The organism is Flavobacterium sp. YJ01 (assembly GCF_029320955.1).
GTDB lineage: Bacteria > Bacteroidota > Bacteroidia > Flavobacteriales > Flavobacteriaceae > Flavobacterium.
In genome coordinates this window covers 5,045,185-5,060,799 of record NZ_CP119757.1, presented here as the reverse complement: position 1 = coordinate 5,060,799, position 15,615 = coordinate 5,045,185, and the positions used below count along the sequence as shown (strand labels likewise).

9 protein-coding genes are annotated in these 15,615 nt (G+C 34.6%); 3 read left to right on the top strand and 6 right to left on the bottom strand.

All coding sequences use genetic code 11. The annotated features are described in order from the left end of the window. The first annotated feature begins 191 nt into the window (after nt 1-191). Together P0R33_RS21710 and P0R33_RS21705 are read left to right on the top strand one after the other, a co-directional pair. Nucleotides 192-2,597 carry a TonB-dependent receptor gene (locus P0R33_RS21710; RefSeq protein ID WP_276173253.1) on the top strand — a complete coding sequence of 802 codons (2,406 nt, stop codon included), beginning with the start codon at nt 192-194 and terminating at the stop codon, nt 2,595-2,597. Nucleotides 2,598-2,636: 39 nt separating this feature from the next. Then, complete coding sequence (locus tag P0R33_RS21705; RefSeq protein WP_276173252.1) at nt 2,637-3,968, top strand: hypothetical protein; 1,332 nt, start codon at nt 2,637-2,639, stop codon at nt 3,966-3,968. Between the two features lie 290 nt (nt 3,969-4,258). Here the strand turns inward: P0R33_RS21705 and P0R33_RS21700 are convergent, their stop codons facing one another. After that, nucleotides 4,259-5,134, bottom strand: coding sequence for an NAD(P)H-binding protein (locus tag P0R33_RS21700; protein ID WP_276173251.1), 876 nt, complete (start codon nt 5,132-5,134; stop codon nt 4,259-4,261). Nucleotides 5,135-5,215: 81 nt separating this feature from the next. Between P0R33_RS21700 and P0R33_RS21695 the strand changes: the two genes are divergently transcribed. Beyond that, on the top strand, nt 5,216-5,581 hold the full coding sequence (locus tag P0R33_RS21695; RefSeq protein WP_276173250.1) for a helix-turn-helix domain-containing protein: 366 nt from the start codon (nt 5,216-5,218) through the stop codon (nt 5,579-5,581). Nucleotides 5,582-5,648: 67 nt separating this feature from the next. Here P0R33_RS21695 and P0R33_RS21690 read toward each other — a convergent pair whose 3' ends face one another. The 5 genes from P0R33_RS21690 to P0R33_RS21670 form a co-directional block, all read right to left on the bottom strand. Then, nucleotides 5,649-6,605 carry a M20/M25/M40 family metallo-hydrolase gene (locus P0R33_RS21690; protein WP_276173249.1) on the bottom strand — a complete coding sequence of 319 codons (957 nt, stop codon included), beginning with the start codon at nt 6,603-6,605 and terminating at the stop codon, nt 5,649-5,651. A gap of 7 nt (nt 6,606-6,612) precedes the next feature. Continuing rightward, the gene (locus P0R33_RS21685; RefSeq protein WP_276173248.1) at nt 6,613-7,662 is read right to left on the bottom strand and encodes a sialidase family protein; all 1,050 of its coding nucleotides are present in this window, start codon (nt 7,660-7,662) and stop codon (nt 6,613-6,615) included. Nucleotides 7,663-8,001: 339 nt separating this feature from the next. Further along, nucleotides 8,002-9,588, bottom strand: a complete 1,587-nt coding sequence (locus P0R33_RS21680) for a SusD/RagB family nutrient-binding outer membrane lipoprotein (protein ID WP_276173247.1) — start codon at nt 9,586-9,588, stop codon at nt 8,002-8,004. Between the two features lie 16 nt (nt 9,589-9,604). Then, nucleotides 9,605-12,691: a SusC/RagA family TonB-linked outer membrane protein gene (locus P0R33_RS21675; RefSeq protein WP_276173246.1), complete on the bottom strand. Its 3,087-nt coding sequence runs from the start codon at nt 12,689-12,691 to the stop codon at nt 9,605-9,607. 263 nt (nt 12,692-12,954) lie between these two features. After that, entirely contained in the window at nt 12,955-15,615 is a 2,661-nt protein-coding gene (locus tag P0R33_RS21670) for a glycoside hydrolase family 3 protein (RefSeq protein ID WP_276173245.1), read from the bottom strand.

The following is a 15,615-nucleotide window of genomic DNA, read 5'->3' as shown; positions in this document are numbered from 1 at the left end:
TAAATCCTTCGAATTCGCTCAGGAAAACAACTCACAATTAACAACTCACAATTAACAATTAATCATTAAAATCTACATTAAAAAAACATTAAAATAACTCAGCGTAATTCTAATAATCTTCTAATTGTTTTATTTAGATTAAATTTAAATTATGATATAAGTTTGCAGACCAATAATCAGTAAACTAACATATGAGAATTTTTTACTCTCTTTCTCTCCTTTTAATCATAACAATTTCAGGTTGGTCTCAAACTGGAAAAATTACAGGAAAAGTAACCCTAGGTCATACCGAAAATGCTTTCGGAGCAGCAGTTCAAATTAAGGGAACAAAAATATATGTTGTCGTAGACTCAGACGGACAATATGAAATTAAAGGACTTGCTTACGGCAGTTACAAATTAGAAACTTCCTCGATGGAGGCTAAACCAAAAATGATCGACGTTGTTGTCAATCGCCCTTCTCAACAAATTGACATTGATTTAGAAAAAATAACAGATGCTAAAACGCTTAAAGAAGTTCGTATTGAAAGAAAAAGCGTTAAAAGAGATATTATAGAAAAAGGATTTGCAGTAAATGTGATCGAAACACAAGAAGCTGCAAAAAGAAATCTTCAAACCAACGATTTATTAGATCGTTCTGGCGGTGTTCGTATTAGACAAAACGGAGGTTTAGGTTCTGCGGTTACTTATAACATTAACGGAATGTCTGGTAATGCCATTAGAATTTTTATAGATGGTGTTCCGATTCAGACTTATGGTGCTTCCTTTAGTTTAAATAGTATTCCGCCAGCTTTAATTGAAAGAATTGAAGTTTTTAAAGGAGTTGTTCCCGCTTATCTAGCTGATGACTCACTTGGTGGAGCAATTAATGTTGTTCTGAAAAAAGGAGCCAAAAACAGCTTAAACGCATCTGTTTCTTATGGTTCTTTCAATACTGTTCAATCTAATGTAAATGCTTCTTATCGAGATAAAAACGGATTTACAGTAAAAGCCAACGTTTTTCAAAACTACTCTGACAACGATTATGAAGTTTGGGGAAGATTTGTTTACAATATCGCGCCAAACGGACGTTACGAATATATTAGAGCGAAAAGATTCGAAAGTATGTACTGTTCTTTTGGAGGAAGATTGGAAGCTGGTTTTACCAATGTGGATTGGGCAGATAATTTTTCAATCAGCTATAATGGTTCTCAAGATTACAATCAGATTCAGCACGGGCAATATATGACGAAACCTTATAAAGGTCGTTTTAGTGAAGCTATGGCGAATGTGATTTCATTAAATTATAATAAAAAAGATTTCATCATTAAAAATCTTGACTTTTCTGCTGTAGCGGTTTACAGCCATAGAAATGATGTGATTAATGATACTGTAAAATGGAATTATAATTGGAATGGCGAAAAAGCACTTGGCTTATACGGAACTCCAATTTTGACTAATACAGGCGCACAACAGGGCGCTCCGACGATTAATCACATGAAATCCGATATTTTCAATACTCGTGCTGGTTTAACGTACAACATTACAGAAAATCAAAGAGTAATGGTCAATGTAATGACGTATGTTTTAGATCGAAATGATCTGGATGAAATGTTGCCAGAAATTACTAGAAATTTCATTGTTACAAGAGATTTAGCCAAAACAGTTTCTTCTTTTTCTTACGAAATATCTGCTTTTAAATCTCGTTTGAGAGCCAATCCTTTTGTCAAAAATTATAGTATGAAAACCGAACAAACTACTCCAACTATTGTAACAGAGAATGGTGAGAGTGTTGTTAAAGAAAATATTCTGTCAAAAAGAATTAATTATACCGGTTATGGTTTCGCTGGTTCCTATGCACTTTTTCGTGATGTAATGTTTATGTTTTCTGCTGAAAAAGCAATCAGATTGCCAAATGAAAATGAAATTTTCGGAAGTCCTGGCGAAAACATTATAAGCAATCCTAATTTAGGTCCTGAACAAAGCAATAATTTCAATGCCGGTTTCAGATTTGGACCTTACAACCTTAACAATCATAAAATTACTGTTTCAGGAAATGGATTTTGGAGAAATACAAAAGGTAAAATTGTACGTCAGATTAGTGATCGTTTAAATGAAGCGATTCAGGCATCACCTTTTGTCAATTTAGGCGAAGCACAATCGGTTGGTTTTGAGACTTCTATTCAATACACATACAACAATCGCTTTTTTGCAGGTATGAATCTTTCTAAGTTTAATTCTCTTTATAAAGATAAATACGATTCAAACGGAAATATTTTGGTTCACTACAACAAACAATTGCCAAACGAACCTTATTTCACTATTAACGGAAATCTGCAATACAACTTTAGAAATGTCATTCAAAGCAAATCAGAACTTAATCTGTATTACTATTGCGGTTATGTCGCTCCATTTTATACTTCTTGGTTAGAAGTTGATAGAACTACAGCACAATTTCCGCAAGATTTAGGTTTGAGTTATGTTTTTCCAAACAAACAATTTACGGTAAGTTTTGATGCCAGAAATATTCTAGACGAGCAGGTTTACGACAATTTTGCCGCTCAAAAACCTGGAAGAGCTTTTTACTTGAAAGTAAACTATAACCTTAATAAATTTTAAAATAATTCAATAAATAATTAATTTTTAAATGCAATAAAAATGAAAAAGAATACATTTAAATTATTTACCTCAAGCTTATTATTTGGTGCATTAGCATTAAGTACCGCTTGTAGCAGCGACGATAACAAAAGTGCAGATCCTGTAAATCCGGTAACAGACGGTCGTTGGATTACAGTTGCAGGAGCTTTGATGCAAACAGATCCAGGAGATGGAAACGGAGGAACAAGAGTTTATGCTATTAGCAAAGAAAATGCAATCGATCCTAATTTTTCTGTAGATGTTTATGCAAATGGTAAAGCTGTACAATCAAGCAGAACTGCTCGTTTGCAATCTTCTGTTGACGGAAGCACACTATTTAACATCACATATACAGGTGCAAATGGTGGTGAGTTTATGACTTACAAAGTAACTGGAGGAAACAATTTTGCTGAATCTACAGCAAAAGTTAATATTTCTCAATATGCTGGTACTTCTCCAAGATGGGTAAAACTTTTTGACGGTGATAAAACGGGTGTGGCTGTAAACGTTGCTACTCCAGTTGTAAGCACTAATGAAGACAAATCATATAAAAATACAAGAGGAATTGCTACTGTTCTATCTTTAGATATGCAGCAAACTTTAATTGCAGGTTACAAACAATATCAAATTCCGTTAACTGCTGAAGAAGAAGCGCTAGGACACCATATTTTCCGTTTAGATGCTCCAACTTTAAACAAAGCAGGAAACAAATTAATTATCGGAACTTGGATGCGTAAATCAAATCCAGCTAATCCTGCAACAAACGAAAGTTCATTTACTCGTTTAGGATCTAAATCTGTTGTTGTTGATTATCCTTCATTAGAAAATCCAAAAGTGATTACTTCGACTGTAGGATTTGGTGATACAAGCGGATATAGAAGTTTTAATAGTTTTGTGGCTACAGATGGAAACATTTATCAAGCAACTCAAAGAGATACTCAAAAAGGTTCTTATATCTTAAAAATCAACCAAAGCAATGAATATGATAATTCTTATGTATTCAGTTTAGATTCAGCTTTAGGAATTAAAGGTTCTTACATCGATGCTTGGAGATATGTTGGAAACGGAATTGCTTATGCTGTTTATACTCACGAAGGAACTGAGCAAGGTTTCTTAGCAAGATTAGATTTGAATGCAAGAACAGCTCAAAAAGTACAAGATATTGCTTACGATGCTGATTTAAATTTCGGTCAATACCAAGGTTTTGTTGTTGATGGAAACAATTTCTATATCGCTGTTACTCCAGTTGGAAAAGACGGTAACATTTATGTAATTGATATTCCAACAGGAAAAGTTACTAAAGGTGCTAAATTGGTTAACAAACCAGGAAACCACTATATCGGTGTATTCTAAAAATTATACAGTTATGATTACAAACTGTATGTAATTCATCACTTGAGTTTTTTTTTAATTGAACATTCCGCTTCTATTTATAGTAAGCGGAATGTTTTTTTGTACTCTAGTTGTCAAAATTTAAACACATAGAAACATAGATTTTATTGTTTGTTTTAGGTTACAAAAAAAGCTAGCTTTCACACATAGTCCCGAAGCCTCGGGATGCATTTAAATGAGTGAAACACCTTTTAGAAGCCTGTAAAACTATGTCTCTATGTGTTAAATTAAATTTCGCTCAAAAATTATAATTAGAATTTTGAAGCAAATTCTTTTGCAAAATCTTCTAATTTGATTTTACCATCAACGTTTCCATCCTTATTTAGGAAATCTGCAGCGATTGTTTCGTTTCTTAATCCAGTTCCCATTTCTGTGTATAAACCAGCCATTTCTTCTAGAACTCCCGCTTGTGTCATTCCGCCAAAATATTGTTCATCTGTAAATTCTACCCAAGGAAGTTCTGGTTTTCCAATTGCAGTTCCAAATGCTTTTACAATTTCAGATGGCGTTTTTACATCACTAATAATATAGCGAACATTTTTTCCTTCTTGATTTTTTTGTAATTCTTCGGCTGCAGCCCAAGCAATATCTTCTGGATGCACTAACGGAATACGGTTTGAAGCTGGAAAATTAGCTCCCATAATCCCCGCTCCTTTTATCATTGGAATATCATTGAAAAAATTAAAGTAGAAATAACCCGCTCTCAAAAACGTAATTGAAGTATCTAATTTTTCGTAAATCTTCTCAATGTTATACAAACCTGCAATCGGTCCGTTTCCTGTTGGCAAATCAGCTCCTATGCTGCTTAACATTACTACTCTTTGAATGTTGGCTGATTGAATAGCTTTCGCGAAAGCGTTTCCTGCATCGGTAGTATTTTGAATGATATTTACGCCACCCATATTTGGAGGAGTCATAGCAAAAAGTGCATCTGCCCTAGAAAAAGTTTTAGAAAGAAAATCAGCATCGCTAACTGATCCAATTGCGGCTTTTGCACCTAAGTTTTCGATTGCCTCTTTGCGATCTTCATTGCTGCTAATTACCGTTACATCGTGTCCCGATTTTACTAATTGAGCCGTTAAAGGCTTTCCGATATTTCCTAATGAACCTGAAATTATAATTTTCATCTTTAAATGTTTTTTTATTTAACATTACAAAGGTATCTTTGTACTTACTTTTATACAAGTACTTACCCTAAAGTATGTATTATGACAGCAATTAAAGAATCGTCTACAATTCAGGAAAACAAGCAATATGCATTGGAGAAATGCCCCGTAACTTTTGTTATGGAGAAAATTGGAGGTTATTGGAAACCTATTATTCTCTATCATTTATCGACTGGAGATAAGCGTTACAGCGAATTAAAAAGAGCAATTCCGGCAGTAACCGAAAAAATGCTTATTCAACATTTAAAACAATTAGAAGCAGATGGTTTGGTTATAAGAGAAGCAAAACCAGTTGTACCACCTTTTGTAACCTATAAATTAAGCAAAGCTGGAACAGGATTATTGCCCGTTATTGATGCAATGGCAACGTGGGCTTTTAAAGTAAAAGACGGTATCTATAACATTTAATAGATACCGCCTTTTTCAAACAAAACCCAACTAACTAACTTATTTTTGATTGAAAATCGCTTTGTTTTTAATTCTGTTTAATGAAAAACAAAACATCTTCGTAATTGGCAATTTGTGTGAGTGCATTATAAATGTATTTTGAAACTAATGCTCCGCCATCTGAATTAATAAGATTTATATCGTCATCTGGCGTGTGATATTGCGGATGTCCGCCTGTGTGAAAACCAACTGCAGAAATTGATTCTTTATAAAAAGAAACATGATCAGAACCACCAACGTCACCAGCATGAATTACTGGATTTAATCCGCTGTTTTCTTGCAGTTTTTGCATTAGTTCAACTCCGTTTGGAAACGTTCCTGCACCGCCCATATAAAGTTCTTTTTTATCATTCAGTCTTCCGACCATATCCATATTCAGCATGACTTTTACGGCTTCTTTTGGAACTGGAAGATGATTTACAAAATATTTAGAGCCTAGTAATCCTTCTTCTTCTCCACTAAACGAAATAAAAATAATACTGCGTTTAGGTTTTACTTTTTGCTTTGAAATTTCTTCTAAAATGCAAAGCAAAGCCGAAACTCCAGAAGCATTGTCATCGGCACCGTTATGAATGGCAAAAGCATCTTTTTGTTTGCTTCCAGAACCTTGTCCGCCCCAACCCCAATGATCGTAATGCGCTCCGATTACAATGTATTCGTTTTTCAGTTTTGGGTCAGAACCTTCGATAAAACCTAAAACATTTTGTGTCGAAACGCTATCAGATTTCATTTTATTGATTCCTTCTTTTACAAAAAGTCGGAAAGGTTGATAATAAGAATTATTGAATTCTTTTAAACCGTATTTTTTGAAGTACTTCTGAATATAGGCCGCCGCTTCATTATTTCCTTTTGTTCCAGGAAAACGGCCTTCCAATTTATCGGAAGACAAAAATTTATCGTGTTTATAAAAGGTTTTAGCCATTTGTGCATTCACGAAAGTGCAATAAAAGAATACGCCTAAAAAAAGATATCTAAATGATTTCATATTATAATTAAAGACTGATTTCAAAAGAAGTATGTTTAATATATTTTCTATCGTAAGTATATAAAACATGTATTCTTTTGTCTGTTGTTTGGATAATTGCTGGATAACTAAATTCTCCTTTTTCTTCTTTTTCTAAATCAAATAATTTAGACCAGTTTAAACCATCTTTAGAATATTCAACATCTAAAATATTTCGTCCGTTAAACCAATCTTTTCCAATCGGAAGCGGATTGTTCACTAATAAAAATAAGTTCTTATTGATTGTTAAGGCATCGATTCCTGAATTGGAATTGACAACGTTTATTTTGCTGGTTCTAATCCAACTTTTTCCGTTATCGCCAGACCAGCTAGAAACTACTCTATTATGTTTGCTTCGCGATAACATTTGAATATCGCTCGTACCATGAATCAGAAATGTTGGCTGAATAATATCAAAGTTTTGATTGTTCTCTACTTTAATTTTTTTCCAAGAATCTGTTGCTTCGGTATATTCTTCAACATGCACGCGCCATTCGTCTGTATTGACACTTTCTGTACTGCTTCCGCATAAAATTACTCCAGGAGCGGTTTCGATTGGTTTGTTTCGAATTGGACCTAAAATTCCGTCCGGAAGATATTTTTGTTCTCCCCAGGTTGTTCCATTATCTTTTGAAACAATCATAGCGCCAAACCATTCTCTCGGGTTTTTTCCAATTTTATAAAACAAATACAAATTCTGGCTTTTACTTTTGAATAATACTGGATTCCAACAAGGCAAAGTATCTCCGTTTTTAATTAAAGGCTGAATCAATTCTTTTGGTGCCGACCATTTTTTGTCTTTATAAGCAGAAATGTAAATTCCGACATCTTTTGCGCCTTCATATTTTCCGCCAAACCAAGCTGCTAAAATTTCGTTTGGCTTGTATTCTACTAAAGTCGAAGCATGGCTATTAGTTGTTACTGGCGGATCTGCGATATAACTGCTTTGTATATTAACCGCTTTTTGAGCCTTAGTTGCATTCGAAAAAAGAAAAACAACTAGTAAAACTGCTTTAGTATATTTCGTTTTTAAAATCATTTTATTGTAATCAAAATTAATATTGTTTACCTATTGCAAGAAATTATTAAACACATAGAAACATAGTTCCAAACTTAAAAAAGGCGTTTCACTAATTTAAATACACATAGCAAACTATGTGAAAGAAAATATTTTCTCTACATCTTCTTATTTAGACATAGAATCTATGTTACTATGTGTTTAAAATTAAACTTTTTTAAATCTCACAAAAAGAGTAATTGTAAATAATGAATTAAAGTTGGGGCAAAAATTCACTGACTTTTATATAAAACAAAAGGAGAGTTACCTCTCCTTCTGCTCAAGTAACAAATCTTTAGATTTTATACTTTACCAAATTAATTATTTTGTGTCCCACCAAAGTCTAGTTCCACCTGAATCTGGACCGCCTAATTTTACGATTCCATCTTCAACAGCAGCTTTGTTTGATGAGTATTCATTTGTAGTGTAAATGATTCTTTTTAATAAAGATTTACCAACTCCAGCATCCGTATTATCTGTATTTAAAACAGGATAAATAACTTTAGCATCACTTCTACGTAAATCAGCCCAAGCTTCCCAAGATTCTGGGAAAATCGCTAAGTATTTTTGTACCGCAATCTGTGTACGTTGGTTAGCAACTGAAGCAGACCAAGCAACTGGCAATTTAACTGGAATATCTCTTAAATCTAATGTTGGGTAAACTGTTAAAATGTTTGGTAATGTTGGCAATGTAGAACCATTAATATATGCGTTAACTACAGCTACATCAGTAATTCCCCATTGTGCAAGAGACAATCTAATACCAGTTTCATACAAAGTTCTAGCATCTCCGCCCATGTTCCATCCATTTAAAGCTCCTTCTGCTCTACTCAAGTAGTTTTCAGAAGCCATAAAGATTTCGATGTTTTTAGTTTCGCTAACAGTATTAGCAGAACCATTACCCATAATCTCATTGTTGAATTTAGAGAATTCTGTAGTTCCGAACTGATCTTCTAAACCTCCAACTGGATTACCTCTATAAACTCCTGTAGCAATTGGAGCAAACCATTTTGATAAACGTGGATCTTGGTAACCAACTAAAATACTTTCCATAGAAGATGTCATTACATAACCCCAGCTGTTTACAATCATATTTAAATTGTTTGGAGTAATGTTACTAGCTTTAAAGAATGCACTTTGATCGTTTGTTTGCATAACTCCTGCAGCCACAGCAGCTTCTGCTTGAGTTTTAGCTTTAGCTGGATCTTTATCAGAAATTCTTAAAGCTAAACGCAATCTTAAACTGTTTCCGAAAACTCTCCATTTGTCAACACTTCCAGCATAAACTCTATCGTTTGGAGAAAGAGAAGCAACTGTAGCTGTTGAAGAAGATGCCAATGTAGCATTTGCTTCGTCTAACAATTTGAAGAAATCTTCGTAAATAAATTCTACGCTATCGTAAGGAACTTTTTCTTTTCCGTTTCCTGCTTCTGTGTAAGGAATTGGTCCGTAAGCATCAACCATTTGGTTGTACATAAAAACTTTCCAGATTTTAAGAACGGCGGTAGCTTCCGCATTTCCTTCAGATGCTACTAAAGCATTTTTCAAAGCTGGTACAGCAACTGTATAAAATCTTAACCATCCTCTACCTTCGTAACCATTCACAAAAGCATTTCTTTCTGTTCCGTATCCACAGTTTAAGTAGTGAATAAAAGTTGAAGATAAAATACCTGTAGCAATACCCCAAGTACCTTGATCATCTACACCTGGAGAAGAATAAGATCCGTTGTGAATACCTGCATATAATGCAGATGCAAATGAAGGACCAGCCAATGTAGCATCTAACTGATCTTCAGTCAATGAATTAGGATCTTTGTTTATTTCATCAAAATCGCCAGTACAGCTTGATAAAATCGAAACTGCCATTAATGCAACTCCTAATGTTTTTATTTTAAAACTATATTTCATGATGTCTCTTTTTTAATTAAAATCCAAATTTAACATTAACTCCGTAATCTCTTGTTGAAGGAATGTTGAAAGATTCAATACCTTGTAAGTTACCTGTACCTGCTCCAGCTTCTGGATCAAAGTGTTCAGCTTTGTTTAAGAAGAAGAATAAGTTTCTACCAACTAAAGAGAAGTCAATACTTGTAAAACCTGAATTATTTAACATACGTTTTGGCAATGAATAACCAAAAACAAGCTCTCTTAATCTGATGTTTGTAGCATCATAAATAAATGGCTCTGCAATAGGAGTTCTTTGTCCGATAGCTGTCCAATATTGTTCTGCATTAATGCTTACTGTATTTGGAGAGTATGTACCGTTTCCGTTAGCCACAACACCATCAACAATTATTCCACCTTGTCTTCCTGCTAAAGTAATATCGCTTACCCCTAAACCTGCTTGTCTTGCTTGAGTGTATGAAATAACTTCACCACCAATTCTGAAATCAACTAAGAAGCTTAAAGAGAAATCTTTGTATTTGAAATTGTTTTTGAAACCTGCTGTCCAATCTGGGTTAAAGTTACCAGCACGAACATCAAATCCGTTTGTTGCTAATGGAATACCAGCGCTACTTACGATAATGTTTCCGTTTGGATCTCTTTGGAAACCTTTAATATATAAGTCACCATATTCTCCACCTTGAACAACTTTACTTCTCACTAAACGTCCTTCACCAAGAACTAACTCATCTCTTCCATCATAAATAGATTTTACTTTTGATTTATAAGAAGCGTAGTTTGCTGTAATATCCCAAGTAAAGTTTTCTGTTTGAATTGGAGTTGCTGTTAAAGTAAGCTCGATACCTTTATTTTGAATATCTCCACCATTTACAACTGCTCTTGAATACCCAGAAGACTCAGGTGTATTGATGTAGAAAATTTGGTTTTTAGTTAATGAATTGAAATACGTGAAATCTAATCCTAAACGGTTGTTGAAGAATCTAATATCAGCACCAAACTCTGTAGAAGAAGAAATCTCTGGTTTTAAGTTTGGATTCGCTTTTGTGCTTTGTCCGTACAACATACCACCGTTTCCTCCAATATAAGAGAATCTTTGTTGTGTTTGATAAGGATCTGTATCATTACCAACTTCAGCGTAAGAAGCTCTAACTTTTGCAAAACTGATTACTTCTGGCAATGTAAACATATCTGAAAGAACTCCAGAAAGACCAAAAGATGGGTAGAAATAATCTGTTGGTAATGTAGAAGACCAGTCATTTCTAGCTGTTACGTCTAAGAATAAATAGTTTCTGAAACCAAGTTGACCAAATCCGTAAACTGAATTGATTCTTTTATTTGAAGCTGTAGAAGTAGCTGTGATAGTTTGAACATTTGATAATGCGAAGTAGTTTCTTTTACTCAACACACCACCAGAACCTAAAGCTGAACTATTTTGTTGCAATGCATTCGCACCAGCATTAAGTCCAACAGAAAAATCTCCAAATTTCTCGTTGTAAGAAAGTAAAGCATCAACGTTTAATTCGCTAACAGTTTCGTAAGATTCGCTATAAGAACCCATGTTACTGTTGAATGCATTTGTAGCGTATCTGTTTCTTACGTTTCTGTTTGTCATTTGATCTAAACCAGCTCTACCTTGTAAGCTTAATGTTTTTGTAATCTCATATTTAAGAGACGCTAAACCAATAAATCTGTTTCTTTTGTCTGTACGAGCATCATCTCTTAAAGCAGACCAGAATGGGTTTCCACCAGGAGCTCCAGTTTCGTCAAGGAAATAGTTTACTTGTCTTTGTCCTGCAGCATCAAAATATTCGAAGTTTTTATAATCGTTATATGCAATACTACGAGGTAATAAGTATGCAGATGTTCCGATAGACTCTTCACCAGTTCTCAATAAGTTATCAATATCTTGAACGATGTAGTTTGTTTTTACGTCTAAAGATAATTTATCAGATATTTTGCTTGTCAATCTTAAGTTAAGATTGTGTCTGTCCATTTTATTTCCTCCAACAATACCTTCAGCACGAGTGTTAGTATATGAGAAATAACCTTGCGCTTTTTCGTTACCAGCTGTAACTGTTAAAGTATTTGCTAAGTTATAACCTGTTTTGTAGAAATCAATAACGTTGTTTGGCTGTGGAGAATAGCTTTGTGTAGCTGGTCCAGCATAATTTGGATTACGAACTAACTGCCAGTTAGAAACTTGGCTTCCGTCTAATCTACCTCCCCAACTTGAAGAAGAGTTTGCAACATAAGCTCCGTTTGTTCCTTGTCCGTACTCGTTTTGTAAATTCATCAAGTTATAAGCTGAAGAAGCCATAAAGTTAGATGATAACGAAACTGAAGTTTTTCCAGCTTTACCAGATTTAGTTGTAATAACGATTACACCATTTGATGCTCTAGATCCGTAAAGAGCTGCAGCAGATGGTCCTTTAAGAACTGTCATCGAAGCAATATCTTCTGGGTTAATGTTAGAAATACCATCTGGTTGTGTAGTACCTCCTGTATCAATATCAGGGTTGCTTGTTGTTGTTCCGTTACTAATTGGCACACCATCTACTACATATAAAGGTTGGTTGTTTCCGTTAAGAGATCTGTTACCTCTTAAAGTAATTCTAGAAGAAGAACCAACACCATTTGAAGTTGTAGAGAAGTTAAGACCTGCAACTTTTCCAGAAAGTGAGTTGGCAACGTTTAATGATCTTGCTTCTGATAATTCGTCTACTGAAACGTTTTGTGCAGAATAAGTAATTGCTTTTTTCTCTCTTTTAATACCAAGAGCCGTAACAACTACCTCTCCTAATTGTTGTGTGTCTGCACCTAAAGACACGTTGATTGTAGTTTGAGATCCAACAGCAACTTCTTTAGTAGCAGATCCTACATAAGTAAATACTAAAACTGAAGATTGATTTGGAACACTGATGCTGTATTTTCCATCAAAATCTGACGAAGCACTTGTTTTAGTTCCTTTAACAATAATATTTGCTCCAGGAATCGGAATTCCACTTTGAGCATCTGTTATCGTTCCTTTTACTGTTGTCTGCGCTTCCAGGCTTTGGAACCCGAAAAGGCAAATGACAAACAGTAACTTTAGTACGTTTTTAATCATATTAGTTGTTTTTTTAGAGTTAATAACATGTTAAATTTAAGAATACGTTTTGTTAACAATACATTATTTCGACAAATGACAATTTTGAAAAGGTGTTGGTGAAAGTTTGGTTGAAAATTGAAAGAAAACGTTTTCATTTGTAATCCAACTCTGCCTTATTTTAAAGGACAAAACTCTATTAATCTAATAGATTTTGACCATTTATAATTGTATTCATTTTTTTAAAGCAAAAACGCCGAAAAATCTTCGGCGTTTTTGGGTTTTTAGTTCAAAACCTTGAATTTAGTTTTCAATAAATCGGTCGAATTTCCTCCTACCATAACTTCAAAATCTCCAGGCTCTACAACGCGCTTCATTTCTCTGTTCCAAAGAGATAGCTCATCTTGTGTAAGTGTAAATTCCACATTTTTAGTTTCGCCTTTTTTGATATTTAATCTTTTGAATCCTTTTAATGTTTTTTCTGGCGTAGTTGTACTGCTGTAAACATCATTAATATATAATTGTACAACTTCATCCCCATCCCTGTCTCCGACGTTTTTAACATCAACAGAAACTTTTACTTCTCCGTTTGGCTTAATTTCAGTAGTATTCAGCTTTAAATTAGAATATTCAAACTTTGTATAACTTAATCCGTAACCGAATGAATATAATGGATGTTCGCTTTCTGCTACATACTTATGGATTGCAGATGGTTTTTGGTTATAATATATAGGTAACTGCCCAACCGACTTTGGAACTGTAATTGGTAATCTTCCACCCGGATTGTAATCTCCAAATAAAACATCAGCTACTGCTCTTCCTCCAAATTCCCCTGGGAACCATCCTTCTAGAACCGCAGAAATATTTTCAGCAATCCAGTTTGTAGAAAGCGGACGACCGTTTAATAACACACAAACTACTGGAGTTCCTGTTTTCTTGATCTCTTCAATCAATTGCTGTTGGATTCCAAATAAGTCTAAAGAAGCAACGTCTCTATTTTCTTCTACCAATTCGTTCGATTCTCCTAAAACAACAATCGCAACATCTGCTTTTTTAGCTGCTTCGATTGCTGGCTGTAAGTTTACTTTTTCTAAATTCCAACGGAAATGCGCTCTGGCTCCCCAGCCTCCTTCCCACATTTCAATGCGGACTTTATATTTTTTCCCTTTTTCGATGTTTTTTGGAACCGTTACCATACTTGTAGCACCTTTTGTCCAGTTGTCGATTACCAATTGATCATCGATATACATTCTGATTCCGTCATCAGAACTTAAACCTAACCATCCGTCCAATGCTTGATCTGATTTTAAGAATCCTGTCCATCTGATAGAAAAATCATCTACATTCACACCATCACCAGGAGCCCAAGGCCAATCAAACTCCAATTGACTATCAATACGAGTCAACGCTGGAGTTCCTTCCAATTCTCTATTGTTGAAATATTCTCCTTTTAATCCGTTTTGAGATTCGTCTGGAGTAAATAAATATTTTGATGGAATAATTTGTCCTTTTACAATTAACGGAACACCTTCTTCATAAACTACATTTGCAGTTTTCCCCATTACTTGCTGAATACCTTCAAAAACAGTTACTCCAACACTATTTTTAGGAGCATAACCTCCCATTCTTGAAGCATTTGCGTTTGGTCCAATAACCGCAATATTTTTTAACGATTTACTTAAAGGTAAAATATTGTTATCATTTTTCAATAAAACCATCGATTTCTGAGCAGCCTCTAAAGCAACAGCTTGATTTTCTTTAGTATGAAAACGCTCTTTAATTAAATTTTTATCTGTGTACGGATTTTCAAATAATCCTAATAAGAATTTCAAACGTAAAACTGCTCCCGCCGCACGGTCGATATTTTCCGTTGTCAATTTCTTTTCATTAACTAATTCAATAACTGTAGTTTGCCAGAATTCGTTTGAAAAATCATAAAACTGCATATCAACACCAGCCGAAACCGCTTCTCTAATAGCATCTTTTGGAGAATCTGCCACTTTGTGAGTCGTTTGAATGTATTTAATAGCTCCCAAATCTGAAACTACTAAACCTTTGAAACCCCATTCGTTTCTTAAAACATCCGTCAATAACCAATGATTTGCAGCACAAGGAATTCCGTCTAACTCAGAATAAGCGCACATGGTTCCTAAAGCACCGCCTTTTGTAAATGCTTTTTCGAAAGATGGCAAATGATCTTCTCTAGCAGAACGTTCTCCAACTAAAATTGGAGAAGAATTTCCTCCTGCCTGTGGAATACCGTGAACCGCGAAGTGTTTAGGCTCAGCAATAATAGAACGATCCGATTTTAAATCGTCTCCTTGCAATCCTTTGATGAATGCCAAACCAATTTCACTGTTCAAGAAAGCATCTTCACCAAAAGTTTCAGCAACACGTCCCCATCTTGGCTCGCGTCCTAAATCTAAATTTGGACCAAAACCAAAATGAACGCCATGCGCTCTGGCTTCCATACCAATTACTTTTCCAACTTTGTCTAATACGCTAGTATCCCAAGTTGCTCCAAGTCCAATATTCATTGGGAAAGCGGTACTTCCTTCGTCTAAATATCCGTGAAGCATTTCACACATAATTAATGCTGGAATTCCCCAACGGTTTCCTTTGATTACGTTTGTTTGCAAATCATTGATCATTTTCGCTGAACGCGGATAAAGATCATGAATAGCTCCAATTCCTAATTTTCCAATTTTTTCTGCCGATTTACCTTTAGCAAAATCTTCTTTATCTTTAAAAAAATCTCCTCTATACATATCCATCTGACGCACTTTTTCTTCAAGCGTCATACGGCTTAACAAGTCTTTTACTCTATCCTCAACAGGTGCTTTCGCATCTTGATACAGATACTTTTTCTGGGCATGGGTTTGGTTAAAAAAACCAACAGCCATTACAAAAATAATGGCCGTTTTCTTCATTCTTAATTGTAACAT

What these genes read in the sequence shown, in the direction of transcription:
- P0R33_RS21710 (WP_276173253.1), top strand. Translation starts at nt 192, where the DNA reads ATGAGAATTTTTTACTCTCTTTCTCTCCTTTTAATCATAACAATTTCA.
- P0R33_RS21705 (WP_276173252.1), top strand. Translation starts at nt 2,637, where the DNA reads ATGAAAAAGAATACATTTAAATTATTTACCTCAAGCTTATTATTTGGT.
- P0R33_RS21700 (WP_276173251.1), bottom strand. Translation starts at nt 5,134, where the DNA reads ATGAAAATTATAATTTCAGGTTCATTAGGAAATATCGGAAAGCCTTTA.
- P0R33_RS21695 (WP_276173250.1), top strand. Translation starts at nt 5,216, where the DNA reads ATGACAGCAATTAAAGAATCGTCTACAATTCAGGAAAACAAGCAATAT.
- P0R33_RS21690 (WP_276173249.1), bottom strand. Translation starts at nt 6,605, where the DNA reads ATGAAATCATTTAGATATCTTTTTTTAGGCGTATTCTTTTATTGCACT.
- P0R33_RS21685 (WP_276173248.1), bottom strand. Translation starts at nt 7,662, where the DNA reads ATGATTTTAAAAACGAAATATACTAAAGCAGTTTTACTAGTTGTTTTT.
- P0R33_RS21680 (WP_276173247.1), bottom strand. Translation starts at nt 9,588, where the DNA reads ATGAAATATAGTTTTAAAATAAAAACATTAGGAGTTGCATTAATGGCA.
- P0R33_RS21675 (WP_276173246.1), bottom strand. Translation starts at nt 12,691, where the DNA reads ATGATTAAAAACGTACTAAAGTTACTGTTTGTCATTTGCCTTTTCGGG.
- P0R33_RS21670 (WP_276173245.1), bottom strand. Translation starts at nt 15,615, where the DNA reads ATGTTACAATTAAGAATGAAGAAAACGGCCATTATTTTTGTAATGGCT.